At 49.9% G+C, this 18966-nt stretch carries 17 protein-coding genes; all 17 read left to right on the top strand.

What is annotated here, in order from left to right:
• The first annotated feature begins 8 nt into the window (after positions 1-8).
• Positions 9-677, top strand: a complete 669-nt coding sequence (locus BUA14_RS18200) for a TraR/DksA C4-type zinc finger protein (RefSeq protein ID WP_005811305.1) — start codon at positions 9-11, stop codon at positions 675-677.
• A 77-nt stretch (positions 678-754) separates the two neighbouring features.
• The gene (lspA, locus tag BUA14_RS18205; protein ID WP_072773886.1) at positions 755-1210 is read left to right on the top strand and encodes a signal peptidase II; all 456 of its coding nucleotides are present in this window, start codon (positions 755-757) and stop codon (positions 1208-1210) included.
• Between the two features lie 34 nt (positions 1211-1244).
• The gene (locus BUA14_RS18210) at positions 1245-2249 is read left to right on the top strand and encodes an RluA family pseudouridine synthase (protein WP_178371731.1); all 1005 of its coding nucleotides are present in this window, start codon (positions 1245-1247) and stop codon (positions 2247-2249) included.
• A 45-nt stretch (positions 2250-2294) separates the two neighbouring features.
• Positions 2295-3482 carry a winged helix DNA-binding domain-containing protein gene (locus BUA14_RS18215; RefSeq protein WP_072773888.1) on the top strand — a complete coding sequence of 396 codons (1188 nt, stop codon included), beginning with the start codon at positions 2295-2297 and terminating at the stop codon, positions 3480-3482.
• 224 nt (positions 3483-3706) lie between these two features.
• On the top strand, positions 3707-4258 hold the full coding sequence (gene pyrR / locus BUA14_RS18220; protein WP_018306070.1) for a bifunctional pyr operon transcriptional regulator/uracil phosphoribosyltransferase PyrR: 552 nt from the start codon (positions 3707-3709) through the stop codon (positions 4256-4258).
• 215 nt (positions 4259-4473) lie between these two features.
• Entirely contained in the window at positions 4474-5412 is a 939-nt protein-coding gene (locus BUA14_RS18225) for an aspartate carbamoyltransferase catalytic subunit (RefSeq protein WP_072773889.1), read from the top strand.
• Positions 5399-6703, top strand: a complete 1305-nt coding sequence (locus tag BUA14_RS18230) for a dihydroorotase (RefSeq protein WP_072773890.1) — start codon at positions 5399-5401, stop codon at positions 6701-6703. Before BUA14_RS18225 ends, BUA14_RS18230 begins: the two co-directional genes overlap by 14 nt.
• A 152-nt stretch (positions 6704-6855) precedes the next feature.
• On the top strand, positions 6856-7947 hold the full coding sequence (carA, locus tag BUA14_RS18235; protein ID WP_072773891.1) for a glutamine-hydrolyzing carbamoyl-phosphate synthase small subunit: 1092 nt from the start codon (positions 6856-6858) through the stop codon (positions 7945-7947).
• A gap of 37 nt (positions 7948-7984) precedes the next feature.
• The gene (carB, locus tag BUA14_RS18240; RefSeq protein ID WP_072773892.1) at positions 7985-11161 is read left to right on the top strand and encodes a carbamoyl-phosphate synthase large subunit; all 3177 of its coding nucleotides are present in this window, start codon (positions 7985-7987) and stop codon (positions 11159-11161) included.
• A 252-nt stretch (positions 11162-11413) separates the two neighbouring features.
• A complete protein-coding gene (locus BUA14_RS18245) occupies positions 11414-12241 on the top strand; it encodes a dihydroorotate dehydrogenase electron transfer subunit (RefSeq protein WP_178371732.1) in 828 nt (275 codons plus the stop codon).
• Positions 12231-13175 carry a dihydroorotate dehydrogenase gene (locus BUA14_RS18250; protein ID WP_072773894.1) on the top strand — a complete coding sequence of 315 codons (945 nt, stop codon included), beginning with the start codon at positions 12231-12233 and terminating at the stop codon, positions 13173-13175. The genes BUA14_RS18245 and BUA14_RS18250 overlap by 11 nt, the downstream gene beginning before the upstream one ends.
• Before the next feature lie 154 nt (positions 13176-13329).
• Complete coding sequence (gene pyrF, locus BUA14_RS18255) at positions 13330-14058, top strand: orotidine-5'-phosphate decarboxylase (RefSeq protein WP_072773895.1); 729 nt, start codon at positions 13330-13332, stop codon at positions 14056-14058.
• A gap of 149 nt (positions 14059-14207) precedes the next feature.
• Positions 14208-14813 carry an orotate phosphoribosyltransferase gene (pyrE, locus tag BUA14_RS18260; RefSeq protein WP_072773896.1) on the top strand — a complete coding sequence of 202 codons (606 nt, stop codon included), beginning with the start codon at positions 14208-14210 and terminating at the stop codon, positions 14811-14813.
• A 432-nt stretch (positions 14814-15245) separates the two neighbouring features.
• Positions 15246-16274: a hypothetical protein gene (locus tag BUA14_RS18265; RefSeq protein ID WP_072773897.1), complete on the top strand. Its 1029-nt coding sequence runs from the start codon at positions 15246-15248 to the stop codon at positions 16272-16274.
• Between the two features lie 164 nt (positions 16275-16438).
• Positions 16439-16888 carry a hypothetical protein gene (locus BUA14_RS18270; RefSeq protein ID WP_072773898.1) on the top strand — a complete coding sequence of 150 codons (450 nt, stop codon included), beginning with the start codon at positions 16439-16441 and terminating at the stop codon, positions 16886-16888.
• 504 nt (positions 16889-17392) lie between these two features.
• Positions 17393-18013 carry an EcsC family protein gene (locus tag BUA14_RS18275; protein WP_018212696.1) on the top strand — a complete coding sequence of 207 codons (621 nt, stop codon included), beginning with the start codon at positions 17393-17395 and terminating at the stop codon, positions 18011-18013.
• A gap of 341 nt (positions 18014-18354) precedes the next feature.
• Positions 18355-18966: TrmH family RNA methyltransferase (locus BUA14_RS18280; RefSeq protein ID WP_072773900.1), on the top strand; the 612-nt coding region annotated here is incomplete at its 3' end.

An 18966-nucleotide genomic window follows, 5' to 3' on the forward strand; every position in this document is an offset into this window, starting at 1 on the left:
GACTTAGCATGGATACCAGTAAATACGCCCAGCTTATTGAACAACTGAAGAAAGATAAAGAGGAGGCTTGGGCAACAGCTCAGGGACTGATTACGGGAGATATGAGAGAATCCATCGCCGAGCTTTCCTTAATCGACAACCATCCGGCGGATATTGCCACTGAGGTTTATGAACGTTCCCGGGATGTGGCCATCCACGACCGGCTTCGCCACCGCATCCAGGCTATTGACTCCGCCCTTCAGCGTTATGAGGAGGGAAAGTACGGCCTGTGTGAGCATTGTCAAAAAGAGATTCCCCTGGGAAGGCTTGAAGCGTTGCCCTTTACTACCGTCTGCACGGAATGCAGCCGTCTCGAGGAAAAGGAAGAGCAGCATTCCCTGCATCGGGACCCTGTGGAAGAAGAGATTCTGGACATGCCTTTCGCCAGGACCTTTAATGATGGCAAGGATCAGGTGGGCTTTGATGGGGAAGATTCCTGGCAGGCTGTGGCCCGCTTCGGCACCTCGGATACCCTGCAGGATTTAGGAACCAATCATGATTTGAGTGATCCGAACAGCTTTTATGAGCATGGGGATGAAGTCATCGGTGCCGTGCAAGCTGTGGAAACCATCGAGGTAGAACTGGAGCCCGGGCATGCCAATACAGTGTATTATGGGAAAAAGCACGGCCGGACCTAGAATGGCCGCGATTGCCCCACCCCACCCTCCTATGATAATATAGACTGAGCAAATAGAAGTTCTGGGAGGGTAATCGCTTGCTGATATGGATAACGATTGGGGTTATTTGGGCCATTGACCGTGTACTGAAGGTTTTAATTCAGGGGAACTTTGTCGTGGGGGAATCGGTCCCTGTTATCCCTGACTTTTTTCACTTGACTTATGTTCTGAATCCGGGAGCTGCTTTTGGATTGCTGCCGGGCCGGACCTGGATTTTTATCCCTGCAGCCGTTATTGTCTGTGCCGGGATCATTTATGCCCAATTCAAAATACCCCGGCAAGAATGGTTGATGCGTTTGACCCTGGGGTTAATCGGCGGAGGTGCTTTGGGTAATCTTTATGACCGTTTGTTCATCGGTAAGGTCGTGGATTATCTTGATTTCCAAATCTGGCCCTTCGTCTTTAATTTCGCCGACAGCGCCATTGTCGTCGGTGTGGGGCTATTGATGATCTTGATGCTTTTTGAGGATCGCAAGGAGCGCAAAGCTGAGTAAATTGAGGGAATACGGAAGCGAACAGGGGATAATTATGAATTGGGAAGGGTTGAATACCGGATTGGAAGCTGAAGAGCTGGAACTGGAACTGGAGTTAGAGAACGAGGAGAGAGAACACCAGGAAGCGGAACAGAAGATGGAGTTCCGGCTTGCCGAAGGAACCCGCCTGGATGTGGGGGTTACGGAAAGGGTAGGCAAAAGCCGGTCTTTCATCCAGGGATTGATCGAGGAAGGCCATGTCTTGGTCAATGGGGCCGCCAGAAAAGCCAATTATAAAGTGCGGGCCATGGATCAGATTACGGTGGTGATTCCTCCTCCCAGGGAATTGAAGGTGGAAGCGGAGAATATTCCTCTGGAAGTTCTCTATGAGGATGAGGATGTCCTGGTCGTGAACAAGCCTCAGGGTATGGTGGTGCATCCGGCTCCGGGGGCCTGGACGAAGACCATGGTGAATGCCCTGCTTTACCATTGCCGGAATCTCTCGGGAATTAATGGGGTATTGCGCCCCGGCATTGTCCATCGTATTGATAAGGATACCTCGGGGCTTTTGGTCGTGGCCAAAAATGACCTGGCCCATCAAGGCTTAGCGGAGCAGATCAAAGCCCACAGTATGGCCAGACGCTATCTGGCTATTGTGCACGGAGTGGTGTTCGAGCCCTCAGGAACTGTGGATGCGCCTGTGGGCAGGGATCCCGCCGATCGTAAAAAGATGGCGGTGGTTTTTCAGAATGCCAAAGAGGCTGTGACTCATTATGAAGTCCTGGAGAGGTTCCGTGACTTTACCTTGCTTGAAGCCCGGCTGGAAACAGGCAGGACTCATCAGATTCGGGTCCATATGGCTTATCTCAAGCATCCTGTGCTGGGAGATCCTCTTTATGGACCAAGGAAGAATCTCTTCGGCCTGCAGGGGCAGATGCTTCATGCCCAACTTTTAGGGTTTCAGCATCCGCGCAGCGGGGAGTATATGGAGTTCAGCGCCCCGGCTTCCGGGCTGTTTCAAGAGGTTTTGGAGGAGATTCGCCGGGATGAGCTGGAATGAGGTGCTTGGGCCGGGGGCAGGGTGATTAGAATAGGGTGAGGATAGATGACGGAGATAAATATAAATAGCCAAAACATCAGGTTGTTTCGTCTATATACCCATCATCTGGATAGGCGGCGTGAAAAGAATTACATCCCCGCAATCGCAGGTGCTTGTGGGATGCAAAACACCCCGCCCGGTGCGTGGGAAACTGCTTTGTTTAACCGCATTTCCGGTTGCAGCCTTGGGGATATGAACGCGCTTCTTTATACGGAAAAATCCCTCTTACAGGCGTGGAGCTTTCGTGGCGCGCCTGTGGTGTTCCCTGCTGAGGAAAGCGACGTATTTCTGTCCGCCCTCGTTCCTGGAGACAGTGAGGACTGGATTTATACTCGTGGGATTTCGGGGGCACTCGACTTTTTACAAATGCCTTTTGATGAATTACTGGGCAAGCTAAAACAGGTTATGCCATGGCTGGATGAGCAAACAATAGAAAGCAAAAGCACCCTTGACCAGACCTTAGCGGAAGGGATGCTGCCCCTTCTGCCTTTGGAAAAACGGGATTTATGGAACAGCCCTTCCATGTACGGGGCACCCGATCGGCAAACCGTTGGCGGGGCTGTGGTGTCTTTCCTGCTGCGGCCATGTGCCTTTTTGGGGTTGGTGGTATTCGGGGAACGCATCGGCATCAGTCCTACTTTTACCTCCTACAAGAGCTGGCTGGGGCAGACGCTTAAACCTGGCGGGGATGCGGCAAAAAAGCTGGTGCGGAAGTTTCTGCACTGTTATGGTCCCACCACCCCTTACGCTTTGGCGAGCTGGCTGGGCTGTTCGGAAAAACAAGCGCGGCGCATGTGGGAAGCTGTTTCCACTGAGCTGGAGCCGGTCAGGGTAGGTGGGAAGACAGCCTTTATTCTGTCTGAGGACAAGGATTTGCTGTGTTCTCCGCCCTCTCCGCAAAGGGAATGGCTTCTTCTCGGTGGGCACGATCCGTATCTTGACCAGCGTGACCGGCATATCCTGCTGGCTGATCAGGCCCTTCATAAGCAGGTTTGGAAAACAGTAACCAATCCAGGGGCTATTTTGCAATCAGGTGAAATCGTTGGTATTTGGACGAGCAAAAAGAAGAGCAAAGGTATAGAAGTCAAAATGACCTTGTGGAAGGATCGGTCTGCCGAAAAACAAAAGATCTATGACTTGATCGAAGAATACGTCGCTTTTCGGCAAGAAAAACTGCTGAAAATTGAGCAATAGCCTTTCATTTATTGAGTGAGCTGGCTTGAATCAATCAATTGCCTGGAATATTAAATATTACGCCAATTCATTGAGACATTGACATTGGACAAAATCTAAGCTAGACTAAATCCAATGAAGCCTTTAAAAAGGTCCCGTGAGACACAGAAGGCAGGAAGAAGTAGGGTAAACTGTCTGCTGTGGCGGACAGTTTTTTTGGTATATGCCGAAAGGAGTGCAAACCCTTGGAAGGAATCACAAAGAGCAAGATCCTTGACGCGGATGGAATTCGTCGGGCGATCACCCGGATAGCTCATGAAATTGTCGAGAAAAATAAAGGGACCGACGGAGTGGTCTTAGTGGGAATCCGCCGGCGGGGTGTTCCTCTGGCTGAGCGGATTCAGCAGCGGATCGAGGAATTTGAAGGGGTTAAGCTTCCTTTGGGAATTCTGGATATTACCCTATATCGGGATGATTTAAGTCTGATTGATGTTCAGCCTGTGGTTCATCAGACCGAAGTGCCCTTTACTATCGAAGGAAAAACAGTGGTCCTGGTGGATGACGTTCTCTACACGGGACGTACAGCCCGGGCGGCTCTGGATGCCACCATGGACTTAGGGCGGGCGGAAAAAATTCAGCTGGCTGTTCTCGTGGACCGGGGACATCGGGAACTCCCGATTCGTGCGGATTATGTGGGGAAAAACCTGCCTACCTCAAGGCGTGAGATTGTCTCCGTCTGCATTAAGGAGATTGATGAGACGGAAGAGGTCCTTTTGTTGGAGCGAGTGGATAAGTAAATTCCGGCTCTACGGATATGTATAATGATGAGTGAATTGAACTTCATAAACACCCTTTAAGTGCTTTCCAGAGAGTGAGCCAAGGGTAGAGAATACAGGATCTTTGTATCCTTATATCCTCTTGCCTTTGGCAAGGGGATTTTTTGTTATCAGGAAGTATAAGAACCACCGATTCGTTAAAGGTAATAAAAGAAAAAAGATAAGGGGAGAAGCATATGGGCTGGTCACGTAAAGATTTACTGCATATTGAAGATTTGCCTGCCAAGGAAATTCAACTCATCCTCAATACAGCCAAACCCATGAAAGAAATCATGTCCCGGGCAGTCAAGAAACTGCCCACCTTCCGGGGGAAATCGGTTTACAACCTGTTTTTTGAATCCTCGACCCGCACCCGGACTTCCTTCGAGACGGCGGCGAAGATTCTCGGCGCCGATACCTCCAGCCTGGCGGTGGCCCAAAGCAGTCTCAATAAAGGAGAGACCCTGCTGGATACAGTGAGGACCTTGCAAGCCATGAAACCGGATCTTGTGGTCATTCGCCACTCCAGTTCCGGCGCCGCCCAGTTTCTGGCCAAAGAACTCAAGGCCGGTGTGATCAATGCCGGGGATGGCCAGCATGAACATCCCACCCAAGCCTTGCTGGATTTGTATACCATGCAGGAGCGCCTGGGCAGTGTGGAAGGGCGTAAAATTCTCCTGGTGGGGGATATCCTCCATTCCCGGGTAGCCCGCAGCAATGTCTGGGCTTTGAAGAATTTAGGCGCGGAAGTGGTTCTGGTGGGGCCTCCCACCTTGCTGCCTCCTGAAATCAAATCCTGGGGAGTGAAAACGACCTTTAATCTGGATGAAGAACTGCCCGGAAGCGATGTGATTATGGCTCTGCGCCTGCAGCTGGAACGCCAGCAGTCGGGACTTTTGCCCAGCATGCGGGAATACTCTCAGCTCTATGGAATTACAGCCGAACGGGTCAGGAGGACAGGCAAACAGACCCTAATCATGCATCCCGGTCCTGTGAACCGGGGCGTGGAGATCGAGAGCAGCATCGCCAATTCCAGTCAATCGGTGATTGAAGAACAGGTGACCAATGGGGTTGCGGTGAGAATGGCCATTATGTATTTATTATTAGGAGGAGGAACCGCTCATGTGGTGGATTAAAAATGCTCAGGTCGTTGACCCGGCTCAGGGACTTTCCGGTGTCTATGATGTTCTGATTGGAGAAGGAAAGGTTCTGCAGCTTAAAAAAGGACTTACCGAAGCTGAAGTCAAAGGGGAATGTGGAGAAGCGGAGTGGCAGGAGATTGATGCCGCAGGAAGCTATCTTTTCCCCGGATTGATCGATGTTCACACCCATTTGCGGGAACCGGGCCGGGAAGATAAAGAAGACATCGCCAGCGGCTCCCGGGCAGCCGTCCGGGGCGGGTTTACCACGATTTTAGCCATGCCCAATACCACACCCATTCTGGACCAAAAAGCCCTTGTGGAATATGTAGTGAACCAAGGAAAAAAAGTGGGTTTAGCCAAAATACATCCCATTGCCGCCATCACCAAGGGTCAGGTGGGAAAAGAACTGGTGGAGATGGTGGAACTGGCTGCCGCGGGAGCCGTAGGCTTTTCCGATGATGGCAGAGGAGTTCAGCAGGGGGAAATGATGCGCCTGGCTCTGGAGTATGCCAAACTGACCTCCTGCCCGGTGATCAGCCATTGCGAAGATGAGAGCCTGGCCCATAAGGGAGTGATGCACCGGGGAATCGTCAGCACCCGTCTGGGCTTAAAAGGAATTCCCAGCAGCTCGGAAAGCGTCATGGTGGCCCGGGATATTCTCCTTGCCGAAGAGAGCGGCGGCAAACTTCATTTAGCCCATATTTCCGCTAAGGAAAGTGTGGCCCTGATTCGTAAAGGGAAAAAGCGGGGTGTGGATGTGACTGCCGAAGTGAATCCTCATCATCTGCTCTTTACCGACGAGGCTGTGGCCCGGACTCCTTATGGAACATCCTATAAAGTCAATCCTCCCCTGCGCACGGAAGAGGACCGGCAGGCCTTGCTTGAAGGTTTGCTGGACGGGACCCTCGATATGCTGGCCACCGACCATGCCCCCCATACCTGGGAAGAGAAGACCAACCCCTTTGATGAGGCTCCTTTCGGAATTTCCGGTCTGGAGACCGCTTTAGCCGCGGTCTGGCAAGAGCTGGTGACCACCGGCATTCTGCCCGTAGAGCTCCTGATTAAGGCTTGGAGCATGAATCCCGCCCAGCGTTTCCAGCTGCCGGGGGGAACCTTAAAAGTCGGCGGGCCGGCGGATCTGATTCTTTTTGACCCCGAGCACACAGAGCTCATTGATGTAGAGTATCTGGCCTCCAAAGGCAAGAACACCCCTTTCCTGGGGCAAAAACTGCAAGGATTCCCCAGCAAGGTCTGGGTGGATGGCCGCCTGGTTCATGAAATTTGACAGGTCCGTTTTGGGACAGAGGGACAGGTTTGCTGTCCCAGGTTTGACAATCTATAACCAGAAAGAATTAGACTGATGATAAAAAATAGATAAATAAAGAGGGCAGAAACGGGACAGAAAACCTGTCCCCTTGTCCCAAAGGAGGGCTTAGCATGGCGTTTCTCGTATTGCAGGACGGTACGGCTTTTGAAGGGGAAGGATTTGGAGCCTGGCCGGCAGATCAAGAACAAGACATCCAAACCGGGGAGGTGGTGTTTAACACCTCCATGTCGGGATATCAGGAAATGATTACAGACCTTTCCTACACGGGTCAGATTCTGGTCCTGACCCATCCCCAAATCGGCAATTACGGCTGGCATGATGAAGAAAATGAAGCGGATAAAATTCTGCTCAGAGGGTTGGTGGTGCGGGAGCTTTCCCAAGGGGAAGGCAGCGCCCACGGGGATCGTTCTTTGGAAGAGTTTTGCAGACTGCATAACATTTGGGGGCTGAAGGGAATCGATACCCGGGCCTTAACCCGCCATATCCGCAATCAGGGCACTCTGCCGGGAGTCTTTGCCCAGACACTGGAGCAAGGGAAAAAGTATTGGCAAGAGTACGCCAATACTTCCTCGGCTGCGGAGAAGGAGCCCCATTGGGTTTATCAGGCTACAGTCAAAGAGAGCTATGAAATTCCGGGGAGCGGGCCTTATGTGGCGGTCCTTGATTGCGGAGCGAAGCGCAATATTCTCCGCGCCCTGCAGCAAAGAGGATTAAGAATCCGGGTGTTCCCTGCGTGGAGCAGTGCGGAAGAGATTTTAGCCTCTTCCCCCAAGGGCGTGTTCATCAGCAATGGACCTGGGGACCCCAGCGGGCTGCCCGAGCTGATTGAGACGGTCCGGACATTGCTTCCTAAGCTGCCCATGATGGGGATTTGCCTTGGTCATCAGATCCTGGCCCTGGCTGCCGGGGGGAAAACCTATAAACTGCCCTTTGGCCACCGGGGAGGGAATCATCCCGTCCAGGATTTGCGCACAGGCCAAACCAACATGACGGCTCAGAATCACGGTTATGCTGTTGCGGAAGACTCTTTGGCCGGAACAGGGTTTCAAGTCAACCTGCGCAATTTAAATGATGGCACGGTGGAAGGAATGGAGCATACCCAGTATCCCGTTTATTCCGTTCAGTATCACCCGGAGGGAGCGCCGGGTCCGGAAGAGAATGAGATGCTTTTTGAAAGATTTTTCGGGGCTGTGGGAGCTTGAACAGATATCTGAGGGACTTGGGAAACAGGAGGAACGTATGAACACGAAGAAATGGAATAAAGTGCTGGTGATCGGGTCCGGCCCTATCGTCATTGGGCAAGCGGCGGAATTCGATTATGCAGGAACTCAGGCTTGCCGGGCCCTGCAGGAAGAAGGAGTAGAGGTGGTTCTGGTCAATTCCAATCCGGCCACCATCATGACGGACCAGGAAGTGGCGGATCGGATCTATATCGAACCCCTGACTGTGGAATTTCTGGAGAGAATCATTGAGAGAGAACGGCCTGACGGCATCATTGCCACCATGGGAGGGCAAACCGGTCTGAATCTGGCTTTTCAACTGGCGGAAAAAGGCATTCTCCAACGCTGCGGTGTGGAACTGATGGGGACTTCCCTGGAAAGCATCACCAAGGCAGAGGATCGGGAACATTTCCGGAGCCTGATGCAAGAGCTGGGGGAGCCGGTTCCGCCCAGTGTTATCGTATCGGATCTGGAAGAGGCCCTCAGTTTTGGCGAGGAGATCGGATACCCCGTGATTGTCCGCCCTGCTTATACTCTGGGCGGCACGGGAGGGGGCATTGCCCATGACCGGGAGCAGCTCAGGGAAATCGCCAAAAGCGGTTTGCAGGCCAGCCTTATCGGTCAGATTCTTGTGGAAAAAAGCGTAGCGGGATGGAAAGAAATCGAATATGAAGTGTTAAGAGATGGTCAGGGGAATTGCATCACCATCTGCAATATGGAGAATATGGACCCGGTAGGGGTGCATACGGGGGACAGCATGGTTGTGGCCCCTTGTCAAACCCTGACGGACCGGGAGGTTCAGGCTCTGCGCACCTCCTCCCGCAAAATCGTGGCAGCTTTAGGTATTGAAGGAGGATGCAATGTCCAGTATGCCCTGCATCCGGAACGGTTGGAGTATGTGGTGATTGAAGTGAATCCCCGGTTGAGCCGCTCCAGCGCCTTGGCCTCCAAAGCCACAGGCTACCCCATCGCCAAAGTGGCCGCCAAGATCGCTCTGGGATACACCCTTCCGGAGCTGACCAATGCCGTCACCGGCAAAACCAGCGCTTGTTTTGAGCCGGCTTTGGATTATGTGGTGGTCAAAATCCCCCGCTGGCCTTTTGATAAGTTCTCCGATGCGGACCGCCGCCTGGGAACCCAGATGAAGGCTACGGGAGAGGTTATGGGACTGGGACGGAACCTGGAGACCGCCCTGCAAAAGGCTGTCCGTTCTTTGGAAATCAAAGCCTTCGGCCTGCTTCTCCCGGAATTCCAGGAGCTTTCCGATGAAGAGATTCTGGAACGCTGCCAAAAGCCTGATGATCAATTGCTGTTCATTCTGGCCGAAGGGGTGAGAAGAGGTCTAAGCCTTGAACAAATCCAAAAGGCCAGCAGTTGGAATCTATACTTCCTCACGGCTATTGAACGAATTGTCAGGATGAGTGAAACCCTTCAATCCTCTCCCTGGGATGAGGCGCTTTTGTTAAAAGCCAAGCGAATGGGCTTTGCGGATCGGGAGTTGGCCCGTCTCTGGCAGACCACGGAAAAAGAAGTGTATGCTTACCGACAGGAAAAAAGGTTGCAGCCGGTCTTTAAGATGGTGGATACTTGTGCCGGTGAATTTGAGGCCTTGACCCCTTATTTCTACTCCAGCTATGACCAGGAGGATGAAGGAATACCCTCCCAGAGGCGCAAGGTGGTGGTTCTGGGCTCCGGTCCTATCCGGATTGGGCAAGGGATTGAATTCGACTATTGCTCCGTTCACTCCGTCCTGGCGTTGAAAAAAGCCGGTGTGGAAACTATCATTATCAATAATAATCCGGAGACCGTCTCCACGGATTTTGATACAGCGGACCGTCTCTATTTTGAACCTTTAACCCTGGAGGATGTTTCAGCCGTTCTGGACCGGGAGCAGCCGGAGGGAGTCATTGTCCAATTCGGCGGTCAAACGGCCATCGGCCTGGCGAAGCCTTTAGCTGAGCGGGGATATAAAATCCTGGGCACCAGCATTGAAGATATCGACCGGGCTGAGGAGCGGGGGCAGTTTGATGAAGTGCTCCATACCATCGGCGCCAAGCGGCCGAAAGGAGGCCAGGCCTCTTCCCTGGCAGAAGCGGTTGAAGTGGCCGCCCGCATTGGCTATCCCCTGATGATTCGTCCTTCCTTTGTCTTGGGAGGCCGGGCCATGGAGATCGTTTACTCAGCCTCTGAGCTGGAAAATGTGGTGAACCGGGCCATGGCGGATTTCCCGGGTCAGGAGTTATGGATGGATCAGTACCTGGTGGGCAGAGAGGTGGAGGTGGATGCCATCTCCGACGGCGAAAATGTCAGTCTGCCCGGAATTATGGAACATCTGGAACGGGCCGGAGTTCACTCGGGAGACTCCATCGCCGTCTATCCTCCCCAGACTTTATCTGAAACATTAATCGAGCGGATTACCCTGCTGACCACGGAAATCGCCCGGGCCTTGCGTGTTGTAGGTCTTCTCAATATTCAGTACGTCATTTTTCAGGATGAAGTGTATGTGATTGAGGTCAATCCCCGCTCCAGTCGTACGGTTCCCTTTATCAGCAAAGTGACCGGACTGTCCATCGTGGATTATGCCACCGAGGTCATTCTCGGGAAAACTCTGACGGAATTAAACCTGCCCTTGGGCTTGTGGCCTCTTCCGGAACGGGTAGCCGTAAAAGTCCCTGTGTTTTCCTTCTCCAAACTCCATCGGGTGGAACCTTCTCTGGGTCCGGAGATGAAGTCCACCGGGGAAGTGATGGGAGTGGACCGGACCTATGAAAAGGCTCTCTACAAAGCCCTTTTGGCAGGAGGATTCAATATGTCGGCCCACGGTAGCTTGTTGGTGACCTTAGCGGATCGGGACAAGGCGGAGGGGATACCCTTGGTCAGGAAATTTGCCGACCTGGGCTTCCGCATCTTAGCCACGGAAGGAACGGCTAAAACCCTCCGGGAAGAGGGGATTCAGGTTGCGCCGGTGGCCAAGCTCCATCAGGGGTCCACGGAAATTATCGATGCTATCCGGCAGGGTGTGATTCAATGTGTCCTCAACACCACCACCCACAACAAAAAGCAGGAAAGCGACGGCTTCGCTATACGCCGCACGGCGGTGGAGCAAGGGATTCCCTGCTTCACCAGCCTGGACACCGCTTCCGCCTGGGTTCATGTGCTGATGTCCTTTTTGCCCAGTCTGATGTCGCTTAAGTAAGGTGAAAAATGGGGACAGGTACAGATAGTCGTTAATCATCGCTTAAGAGATAGTAGCGCTTAGAAAAGAAAGCATAGATTGGATACAGATTAAAGAAAACCCGGCTTCGCCACGAAGACACTGTCTTCGCACTTGTTGCCTTAAACGCATGCTTGCGAATGAGGTGAAGCCGTTGGTTGCACTTATGCTGGAGGAAAGTATGCAAGGTCGTTATACTTACTGACAGTGAAATAAAACGCCGGAAAGGAAGGGATGGAAATGCTGGATAAGGCTAAAGTCGTTTCTCACCAAATCATGGGTGATCCTTGTTATAAGATCATGAAACTGGTTCTTCGGACCGATATTGCCCGGGAAGGGCAACCGGGACAATTCGTTCATGTGCAGGTCGCAACGGGACTGGATCCTCTTTTGCGCCGCCCCATCAGCATTGCGGATATTGACCGGGAAGCCCGGGAGCTAACCCTGCTCTATCGGATTAAGGGGAAAGGTACGGAAGTGTTGGCTCAGGTCAAGGCGGGAGAAAGATTAAGTTTGATGGGCCCTCTGGGCCATGGCTTTACCCTGCCTGAGCAAGGGGAACTTATCCTCGTTGCGGGGGGAATCGGCTCTTTTCCCCTCCTTCCTTTAGCCAAGGCAGCCCGTGCGAAAACTATTCCTGTACGTTTGTATTGGGGCGGGGAAGATGAAGACTTCTTTACCAGTGCCGGACTTGGACTTTGGCAGGATGCCGGCATCCCGGTTTCCCTGAGTTCCATGGACGGAAGTATCGGGGCTAAAGGCAATGTTTTAGACCTTATTCGCGAAAACTCCTCAGGTTCAGAGGCTGGCCAAGGAGCGGGATGTTCAGTGGCGGTTTGTGGTCCTCAGGTGATGATGAAGGTTGTCAGCGAGTACTTTCTGCAAACGGGAGCTTCTGTGGAAGTTTCTCTGGAAGAGCGGATGGGCTGTGCGGTGGGAGCCTGCTTAGGCTGTGTGTGCACCTTAAAAGATGAAAACAGCGGCAAAATCCGCAGAGGGAAAGTATGTCAGGACGGACCGATTTTCCAAGGGAAGGAGGTGCTCTGGGATTATGAACAGTGAAAAGGGTGGAGATAACTCCATGAAAAAGATTAATCTGGAAGTGAATTTGGGCCCTTTAGCCTTGAGAAATCCCGTGCTCACCTGCTCAGGCACTTATGGCTTCGGCGAAGAATATGCTCCCTATTGTCCGGTTGATAAGTTGGGAGGAATTACTCTCAAAGGACTTACCCCGGAGCCACGCCTAGGGAATCCGTTACCGCGGCTGGCGGAGACTCCGGCGGGAATGATCAACTCGGTCGGTCTGGAAAACCCTGGCCTCGAAGAATTTCTCCACTCCTATCTCCCCAGAGTGCGGGAGCTGCCCACTACGGTTATTGCCAATATTTCCGGATTTTCTTTACAGGACTATGAAACGATGGCCAGCGCTTTTCAATCCGGTTCGGGAATTGATGCCTTGGAAGTCAATATCTCCTGTCCTAATGTCAAGCATGGAGGGATGCATTTCGGCACCCATCCGGACAGTGCGGAAGAAGTGATTGCCTTGGTCAAAAAGAAGACGGATCTTCCCGTGATTGCCAAGTTATCCCCCAATGTTACGGATATTGTGGAGATGGCCAAAGCAGTGGAACGGGGGGGCGCGGATATCATATCTATGATTAACACTTTGCTTGGGATGAGCATTGATATTGAAAAACGTCAGCCCCTCCTGGCCAATAAGGTTGGCGGCCTGTCAGGGCCGGCTATTCGTCCGGTGGCGGTACGGATGGTGTGGCAAGTGGCTCAGGCGGTAAAAGTCCCGATCATCGGCATGGGAGGGATTCTCACCTGGCAGGACGCCGTGGAATTCATGCTGGCCGGGGCCAAAGCGGTAAGCATCGGCACCGGGAATTTTGTGAATCCTCTCGCTCCCCTGGAGGTCATAGAGGGGATCGAGGAGTACTGCCGCCGCCAGGGTTTTGATGCTGTGGAGGAGATAGTGGGGCTGGCTTTGTAGGTTGAGGGACCGGATATAGTCCTCTGTGGTGCAGTCGGTGTCGGCAGAGGATGAAAGCGGCTGTCAGCGGTGTGGTGGATGAGTATTTTCAGAAAGTGTTGCCTTCTGTGAGTGGATAAAAGAGTAGAAGCGGCTGAAAGAAAGGAAGATGGAAATGGAGCTGGAAAGAACAGTGTCGGAGAGTAATAAAAAAGTCATGGTGGCCATGGATGTGAATAGCCGGGAGAAGGCTTTAGCTCTGGCTGACCAACTTCAGGGGAGCGGCTGCTGGCTTAAAGTAGGGATGGAGCTCTATAATGCTGCAGGTGCCGGCATTATCCGGGAACTGAAGGACAAAGGCTTCCCTATCTTCCTGGATCTGAAGCTTCATGATATCCCCAATACGGTGGAAAGTGCGGTGCGGGTTCTGGCCGGGTATGGCGCCGATATGCTCACTATTCACTGCAGCGGCGGTCATGATATGATGGCCCGGGCGGTCCAGGCTACCCATGAAGTGAAAGAGCAAAAGAACGCTGAGGAGCGGATGAAGATTATCGGCATCACGGTACTGACCAGCCTTGATGAAGAGAGGTTGCAGCAAGACTTGGGAGTGGGCAGAACCTTGCCGGATCAGGTGGTTGCTCTGGCCGAACTGGGTCAAAAGGCAGGTATTGACGGGGTAGTGGCCTCGGCTCAGGAAAGCCCTATCCTCCGCCGGCATGTAGGGCCGGATTTCGTAGTCATTACGCCGGGGATTCGCCCCAAAGGCAGCGAAACCCATGATCAGGCCCGTACCCTTACCCCCAAAGAAGCCCTGGAAGCCGGGAGCTCTTATCTGGTGGTGGGCAGACCCATTACCCAGGCGGCCAATCCAAGGCAGGCCTTGGAGCAGCTTTGGGATTAAGACTTTATTTTATTTGTAGAGCTTCGTAGAAGCGCAAATAGCAGTTGATAAAAATTAAAACAGAAATTACCCGGGTGATCGGCAGGGCGTTAAGCAATAGAGCCGAGATTGAGCATAAAGTGTATCGATTGGAAAGGAGTCTGTAATTTATGACAGTATCGAATAAATCCTTATCCCCTGAAGAGGTTTTAAACATATTCAAGGAAAGTGAAGCTTTATTGGAAGGGCATTTCCGGCTGACCTCGGGTAGACATAGCCGTCAATATATGCAATGCGCCAAAGTTCTTCAATATCCCCATCATGCAGCCCGTTTAGGGGAAGCTTTAGCGGAATCCTTCCGGGACCAGGGAATTGACTTGGTAATCGGACCCGCCATGGGGGGAATCTTGGTTGCTCATGAAGTCGGCAAGGCTTTAGGAACCAAGGCCATCTTCACCGAGCGGGAGAATGGAGAAATGAAGCTGCGGCGGGGATTTGAACTCCAACCGGGACAAAAGGTTCTGGTGGTGGAAGATGTGATCACTACCGGGGGGTCGGTCCGGGAGGTTATCGAGGTGGTTAAAGCCTATGGGGCGGAACCCGTGGGAGTAGGGGTGCTGGTGAACCGGAGCGGCGGGAAAGCTGATTTTGGAGTGCCCTTGGCCTCCCTATTGGAGATTGAAATTGAGTCTTTTGATCCTGAAAGTTGTCCTCTTTGTGCTGAAGGGATTCCGGCTGTTAAGCCGGGAAGCCGGGCTGTGCCGGCGGGGAAGTAAGAGATTTTCCTTATGGTTACAGCGGTCTTTTCGTGGTCTTGTTTGATGCTGAGTGATTGGAATTGGCTGAGGTATGTAGATAGAGAATAGATGCTCCCGTTAAGGCAAAAGGCTTTTTATCGCCTGTTTGCCTTAGCGGGAGCATGTTTTTTAGCACGTTTAGTGGAAGGAGTTCCTAAAAAGCTATCTTTCAGGAAAGAGGAGTAAAGGCTCTGGTGTCTAATAGTTATATAAAGGAATTTAGAGAGAAAATTGGATTTTTAGCAATGAAGCGGATTATCAAATAGACACATTCGAAGTTGTTTATAGAGGAGGGATTACCGAAATACCATGCGGTAATCCCTCTGGAGTGGAAGAAAATGCGTATGGATGTTGCGGTAAAAAGATGTTAGATGAAATACGGCTTGAAAGTGACTGTTTGGAGGGATAATATTGGCAGATTATATTGTGGTGATACCAATACCTAAGTTTATCATTCATGAAAACTTTAACTATTGCAAAATTGACTTTATAAGACCTTGGGCTATCTACCAAGATAATTTGTTTATTAAATTTCCTTGGCTAGTTAATTTAGCAGAAGAGGAGCCGATAGAAGATATTACCTTTTCCGAGGGAATTATTCATATTTTTGAGGATGGTAATTCCAATAATAATTTGTCAAAGCTTATTTCGGCATCTACAGAGATCGATGGCTCAATGTTTTTTAATTACACATTAGTGTCATTTAGAATTACAGATAATGAATTCATATTTGAAAATCCAACAAGAGAATCAGATGAGAGATTCTTTACCAGTTCAATTAGCTATATTGATTCTATATTAGATATTATCCGGGTTGATTATTGCCGGTTTGATATTCCGCATACAGCTATAGGGTGTCCAGGTTTTATTCAGGAAATTAATAAGAGAGGTTTATTTGTCTATAGCATTACTGATGAACGAGGGCGAATTATCGCTAGGGAAGATGAAAATGTGATAATAGTTCCAGGGGAAGGTCTGGAATTAGATGGGTTGCAATCAGATAATGTACTTAAATGTTTAGTTGAGGAAAGCTATACTCCCGATTTATTAGGAGCAAAGCTACAAAAATTACTCAGAATTTTCGGTACATGTATTACACTGCCTACGGATGAAATAAAAATACTAACTGCAATTTTTGCATTAGATGGTTTGCTTACTCCTTCACGAGCTCAATCAGATGAATTTAAGAAGGCTGTTGCAAAGTTAATTTCTGACGATGCTTATAGTTATAGTAGTGAATTAGCGAGGTTCAGAGATTATTATAAAAATGTCCGTAATAGCTTTGTTCATCATGGACTGTCGTACGAGGAATTAGGAAGAAACCGAAAAAAAGACTTACACTATATTCAATCTCTAGTTGTAAGGCTATTGTATAAATTAGTTGAAAAGAGAAATGAGAAATTTGACTCATACTGGTCTAATCTTATAGCATTATTATGATTCTGTGTTAGTTCTCATCTAGGGTGGCCGTACTTCATCTAACACAGAATTCCCCGCAACTAGAGGATGATGCATGCGTTTAGGGCGCGGCGGGAACGGCGAAACGTTCTACGAAATCATACGCAAATTACCGCGCCTCCATGCGCGGGTTGTAGGAGGACGATATGAGAGTTCTTTTAAATGAACCCAAAGGTGAGAGTTATAAAAGTCTTATCCAATTTGCGTTTGATGCATGTGACACCTTTCTTTTTATTAAACATACACAGCTATCATATAGTCAATCATTTGACAAAGTGGTAAAGGAATTAGAACCAGATTTTATCTGTTGTAAGGAACAGAACGAATGGCCTGGAACAATTTCCGTTCCAACTGCAACAGTATATTATTTTCATACTTCAGAGAAAAGCAAAGAGATACTTAAAGACATAACCGATTCTCTCTTTAATTGGCGCGCGCCAAACCTTCCAGATGATTTATGTTTCTTGAAAGGGGATAAGCAGTGGCTTATAAATACATCTCATGAACGTATCTGTGATATTATCACGGAGAGTGAATCGGAACTTGAACAACTTAAAAGAATAAATGGGTTGATATATAGGATTGATAGCGAGTAAATTTTTTAGGGGCCGATGTCCTGTTGGCCTCTGAGTCTGGGGGCGTATGACTTCGTAGAACACAGAAGTTCCGCAACTTAGAATAGATGAATGCATCAAGATGCTGCGGAACTTCTCAGAACGTTATAAGAAATGGGACGCGGATTTCGTGAAAAAGAGCATTCGTACATGATAGGTATTTGCCACCACATGAGCATTACGATTACCTGTCGGATTTTTCTAATCTTATATCTTATAAAGCTGGAATAGCTACACAAAAAGTTTTTAGATGGATTTTCTAGAAACACAAATGATGAATATCATCAGATTTTTGATGGTGAAGAATTTATGTTTCGGGGTGTGCTTTGGGGGCGCCCCACTTCTTATAACAGAGGAGTCCCGCAACTAGAGGATGATGAATGTGGTTGGGACGCTGCGGGACTCCTCGAGACGTTAGGTGAAATTGAAGTTTCGGAGTTTTCTTTTTGGTCTTATACATTAATAAATGTTAAAGAGGTTTGGGTTATGAGCAATGATGAGAAGTTTCAACAAAAGCTAATTCAGAAGATCGGCGAAGGAATGATGAAGGGGATAGATCTTGCTACAGGCAATGACGTTGTATCCATTAAGAAATTTGTTGATCAACAGAAAAGATTACATCCAGAACTTGAAAATGACCCTGGAGCATTAGCGGATAGACTTATCGATAAACGTAAATGGTATGCAAGTGTTGCGAGCTTTTGTTGGGGTTGTGGGGGATGGTTTACGATAGTTCCTAATCTTGCGCATATTTGGCGAATTCATGGAAGATTGGTGTTAACTATAGCATACATATATGGTTATGATTTAGATGATTCTGAAAGGCGAGAAGAAATTGCTTTATGCTTTGCACTCAGTGGTGGTAATGAGGCTCTTAAGAATGTGCTTAAAGAGGCTGGAATGGCTGGGGCAAAGAAGGCACTTCTAACACCAGCTATGAAAGAGATAATCAAGAAGTTGCCAAACAAAATTATTACCATTGCTGGACAGAAAAGTCTTCTCAACGTGGCGAAAGTTGTCCCTGTTGCGGGTGGAGTAGTATCAGGCGTTATGGATTTCTTCTCAACTACCGGTATTGGTGCGGCTGCGAAAAAATTTTATAGTTGACAGTAATTGGCAGCTTGCAATTTCACATAACAGAGGAGTCCCGCACAACTAGAGGATGATGAATGTGGTTGGGACGTTGCGGGTCTCCTCGAAACGTTATATGATATTTCCTTTAAGACCGCCCGTTGTCCATGGCGGGATATAGGCGAGAACTTAATTTCGTACTTGTAGATTTATTGTTTCGTAGTGGTAGAAAGATGTGTCTTATATGCAATATAGTGTAGTTAATAGTATAGTATATTGATGGTGGTGTAATTCCTACTTACGGTAAAAAAGGATTTTATATTGCAAAAAAATCAAGGTTTATACGTTTCCACTAACCTCGAACATAAGGAGATAAAATGTCAAATATCATTGAGATAAGCGATTTTTCATTGCCCAATTTGGATGTTTTTGCTCGCCTGACGGAAACGCAGCTGCGCAACCGGTTGGAGCCGGAGATGGGCATCTTTATTGCGGAGAGTACCAAGGTAATTGGACTTGCTCTCGACGCGGGATGCGAGCCTATTTCACTTTTGATGGAGCGCAAATACATTGCAGGGCAGGCGCACGGTATAATCAGCCGCTGCGGAGATATCCCCGTCTATACTGCCGATAGAAACCTGCTGGCAGAGTTGACCGGCTTTCAGTTGACCCGCGGTGTGCTGTGTGCCATGCGGCGTCCTCATTTACCCAGCGTTGAGGAGGTGTGTGCCGGTGCAAGTCGGGTGGCTGTGCTTGAGAGGATTGCGGATTCCACCAACATGGGAGCCATTTTTCGCTCGGCTGCGGCTCTAGGCATCGATGCCGTGCTGCTTACCCCTTCATGCTGTGACCCACTGTGCCGGCGTGGGGTAAGGGTGAGCATGGGTACCATCTTTCAAGTGCCATGGGCCCGTATTGGCAGCGAGCCCTCCCAGTGGCCGCAGCAGGGCATGAAGATTCTGCGCAAGCTGGGCTTTAAGACCGTTGCC

Origin of the sequence: Desulfitobacterium chlororespirans DSM 11544 (assembly GCF_900143285.1) — a bacterium.
GTDB lineage: Bacteria > Bacillota > Desulfitobacteriia > Desulfitobacteriales > Desulfitobacteriaceae > Desulfitobacterium > Desulfitobacterium chlororespirans.

Bases quoted from the DNA above. Each gene is read 5' to 3' on its own strand.
- BUA14_RS18200 (WP_005811305.1), top strand. From the start codon at position 9: ATGGATACCAGTAAATACGCCCAGCTTATTGAACAACTGAAGAAAGAT.
- BUA14_RS18210 (WP_178371731.1), top strand. From the start codon at position 1,245: ATGAATTGGGAAGGGTTGAATACCGGATTGGAAGCTGAAGAGCTGGAA.
- BUA14_RS18215 (WP_072773888.1), top strand. From the start codon at position 2,295: ATGACGGAGATAAATATAAATAGCCAAAACATCAGGTTGTTTCGTCTA.
- BUA14_RS18225 (WP_072773889.1), top strand. From the start codon at position 4,474: ATGGGCTGGTCACGTAAAGATTTACTGCATATTGAAGATTTGCCTGCC.
- BUA14_RS18230 (WP_072773890.1), top strand. From the start codon at position 5,399: ATGTGGTGGATTAAAAATGCTCAGGTCGTTGACCCGGCTCAGGGACTT.
- carA (WP_072773891.1), top strand. From the start codon at position 6,856: ATGGCGTTTCTCGTATTGCAGGACGGTACGGCTTTTGAAGGGGAAGGA.
- carB (WP_072773892.1), top strand. From the start codon at position 7,985: ATGAACACGAAGAAATGGAATAAAGTGCTGGTGATCGGGTCCGGCCCT.
- BUA14_RS18245 (WP_178371732.1), top strand. From the start codon at position 11,414: ATGGAAATGCTGGATAAGGCTAAAGTCGTTTCTCACCAAATCATGGGT.
- BUA14_RS18250 (WP_072773894.1), top strand. From the start codon at position 12,231: ATGAACAGTGAAAAGGGTGGAGATAACTCCATGAAAAAGATTAATCTG.
- pyrF (WP_072773895.1), top strand. From the start codon at position 13,330: ATGGAGCTGGAAAGAACAGTGTCGGAGAGTAATAAAAAAGTCATGGTG.
- pyrE (WP_072773896.1), top strand. From the start codon at position 14,208: ATGACAGTATCGAATAAATCCTTATCCCCTGAAGAGGTTTTAAACATA.
- BUA14_RS18270 (WP_072773898.1), top strand. From the start codon at position 16,439: ATGAGAGTTCTTTTAAATGAACCCAAAGGTGAGAGTTATAAAAGTCTT.
- BUA14_RS18275 (WP_018212696.1), top strand. From the start codon at position 17,393: ATGAGCAATGATGAGAAGTTTCAACAAAAGCTAATTCAGAAGATCGGC.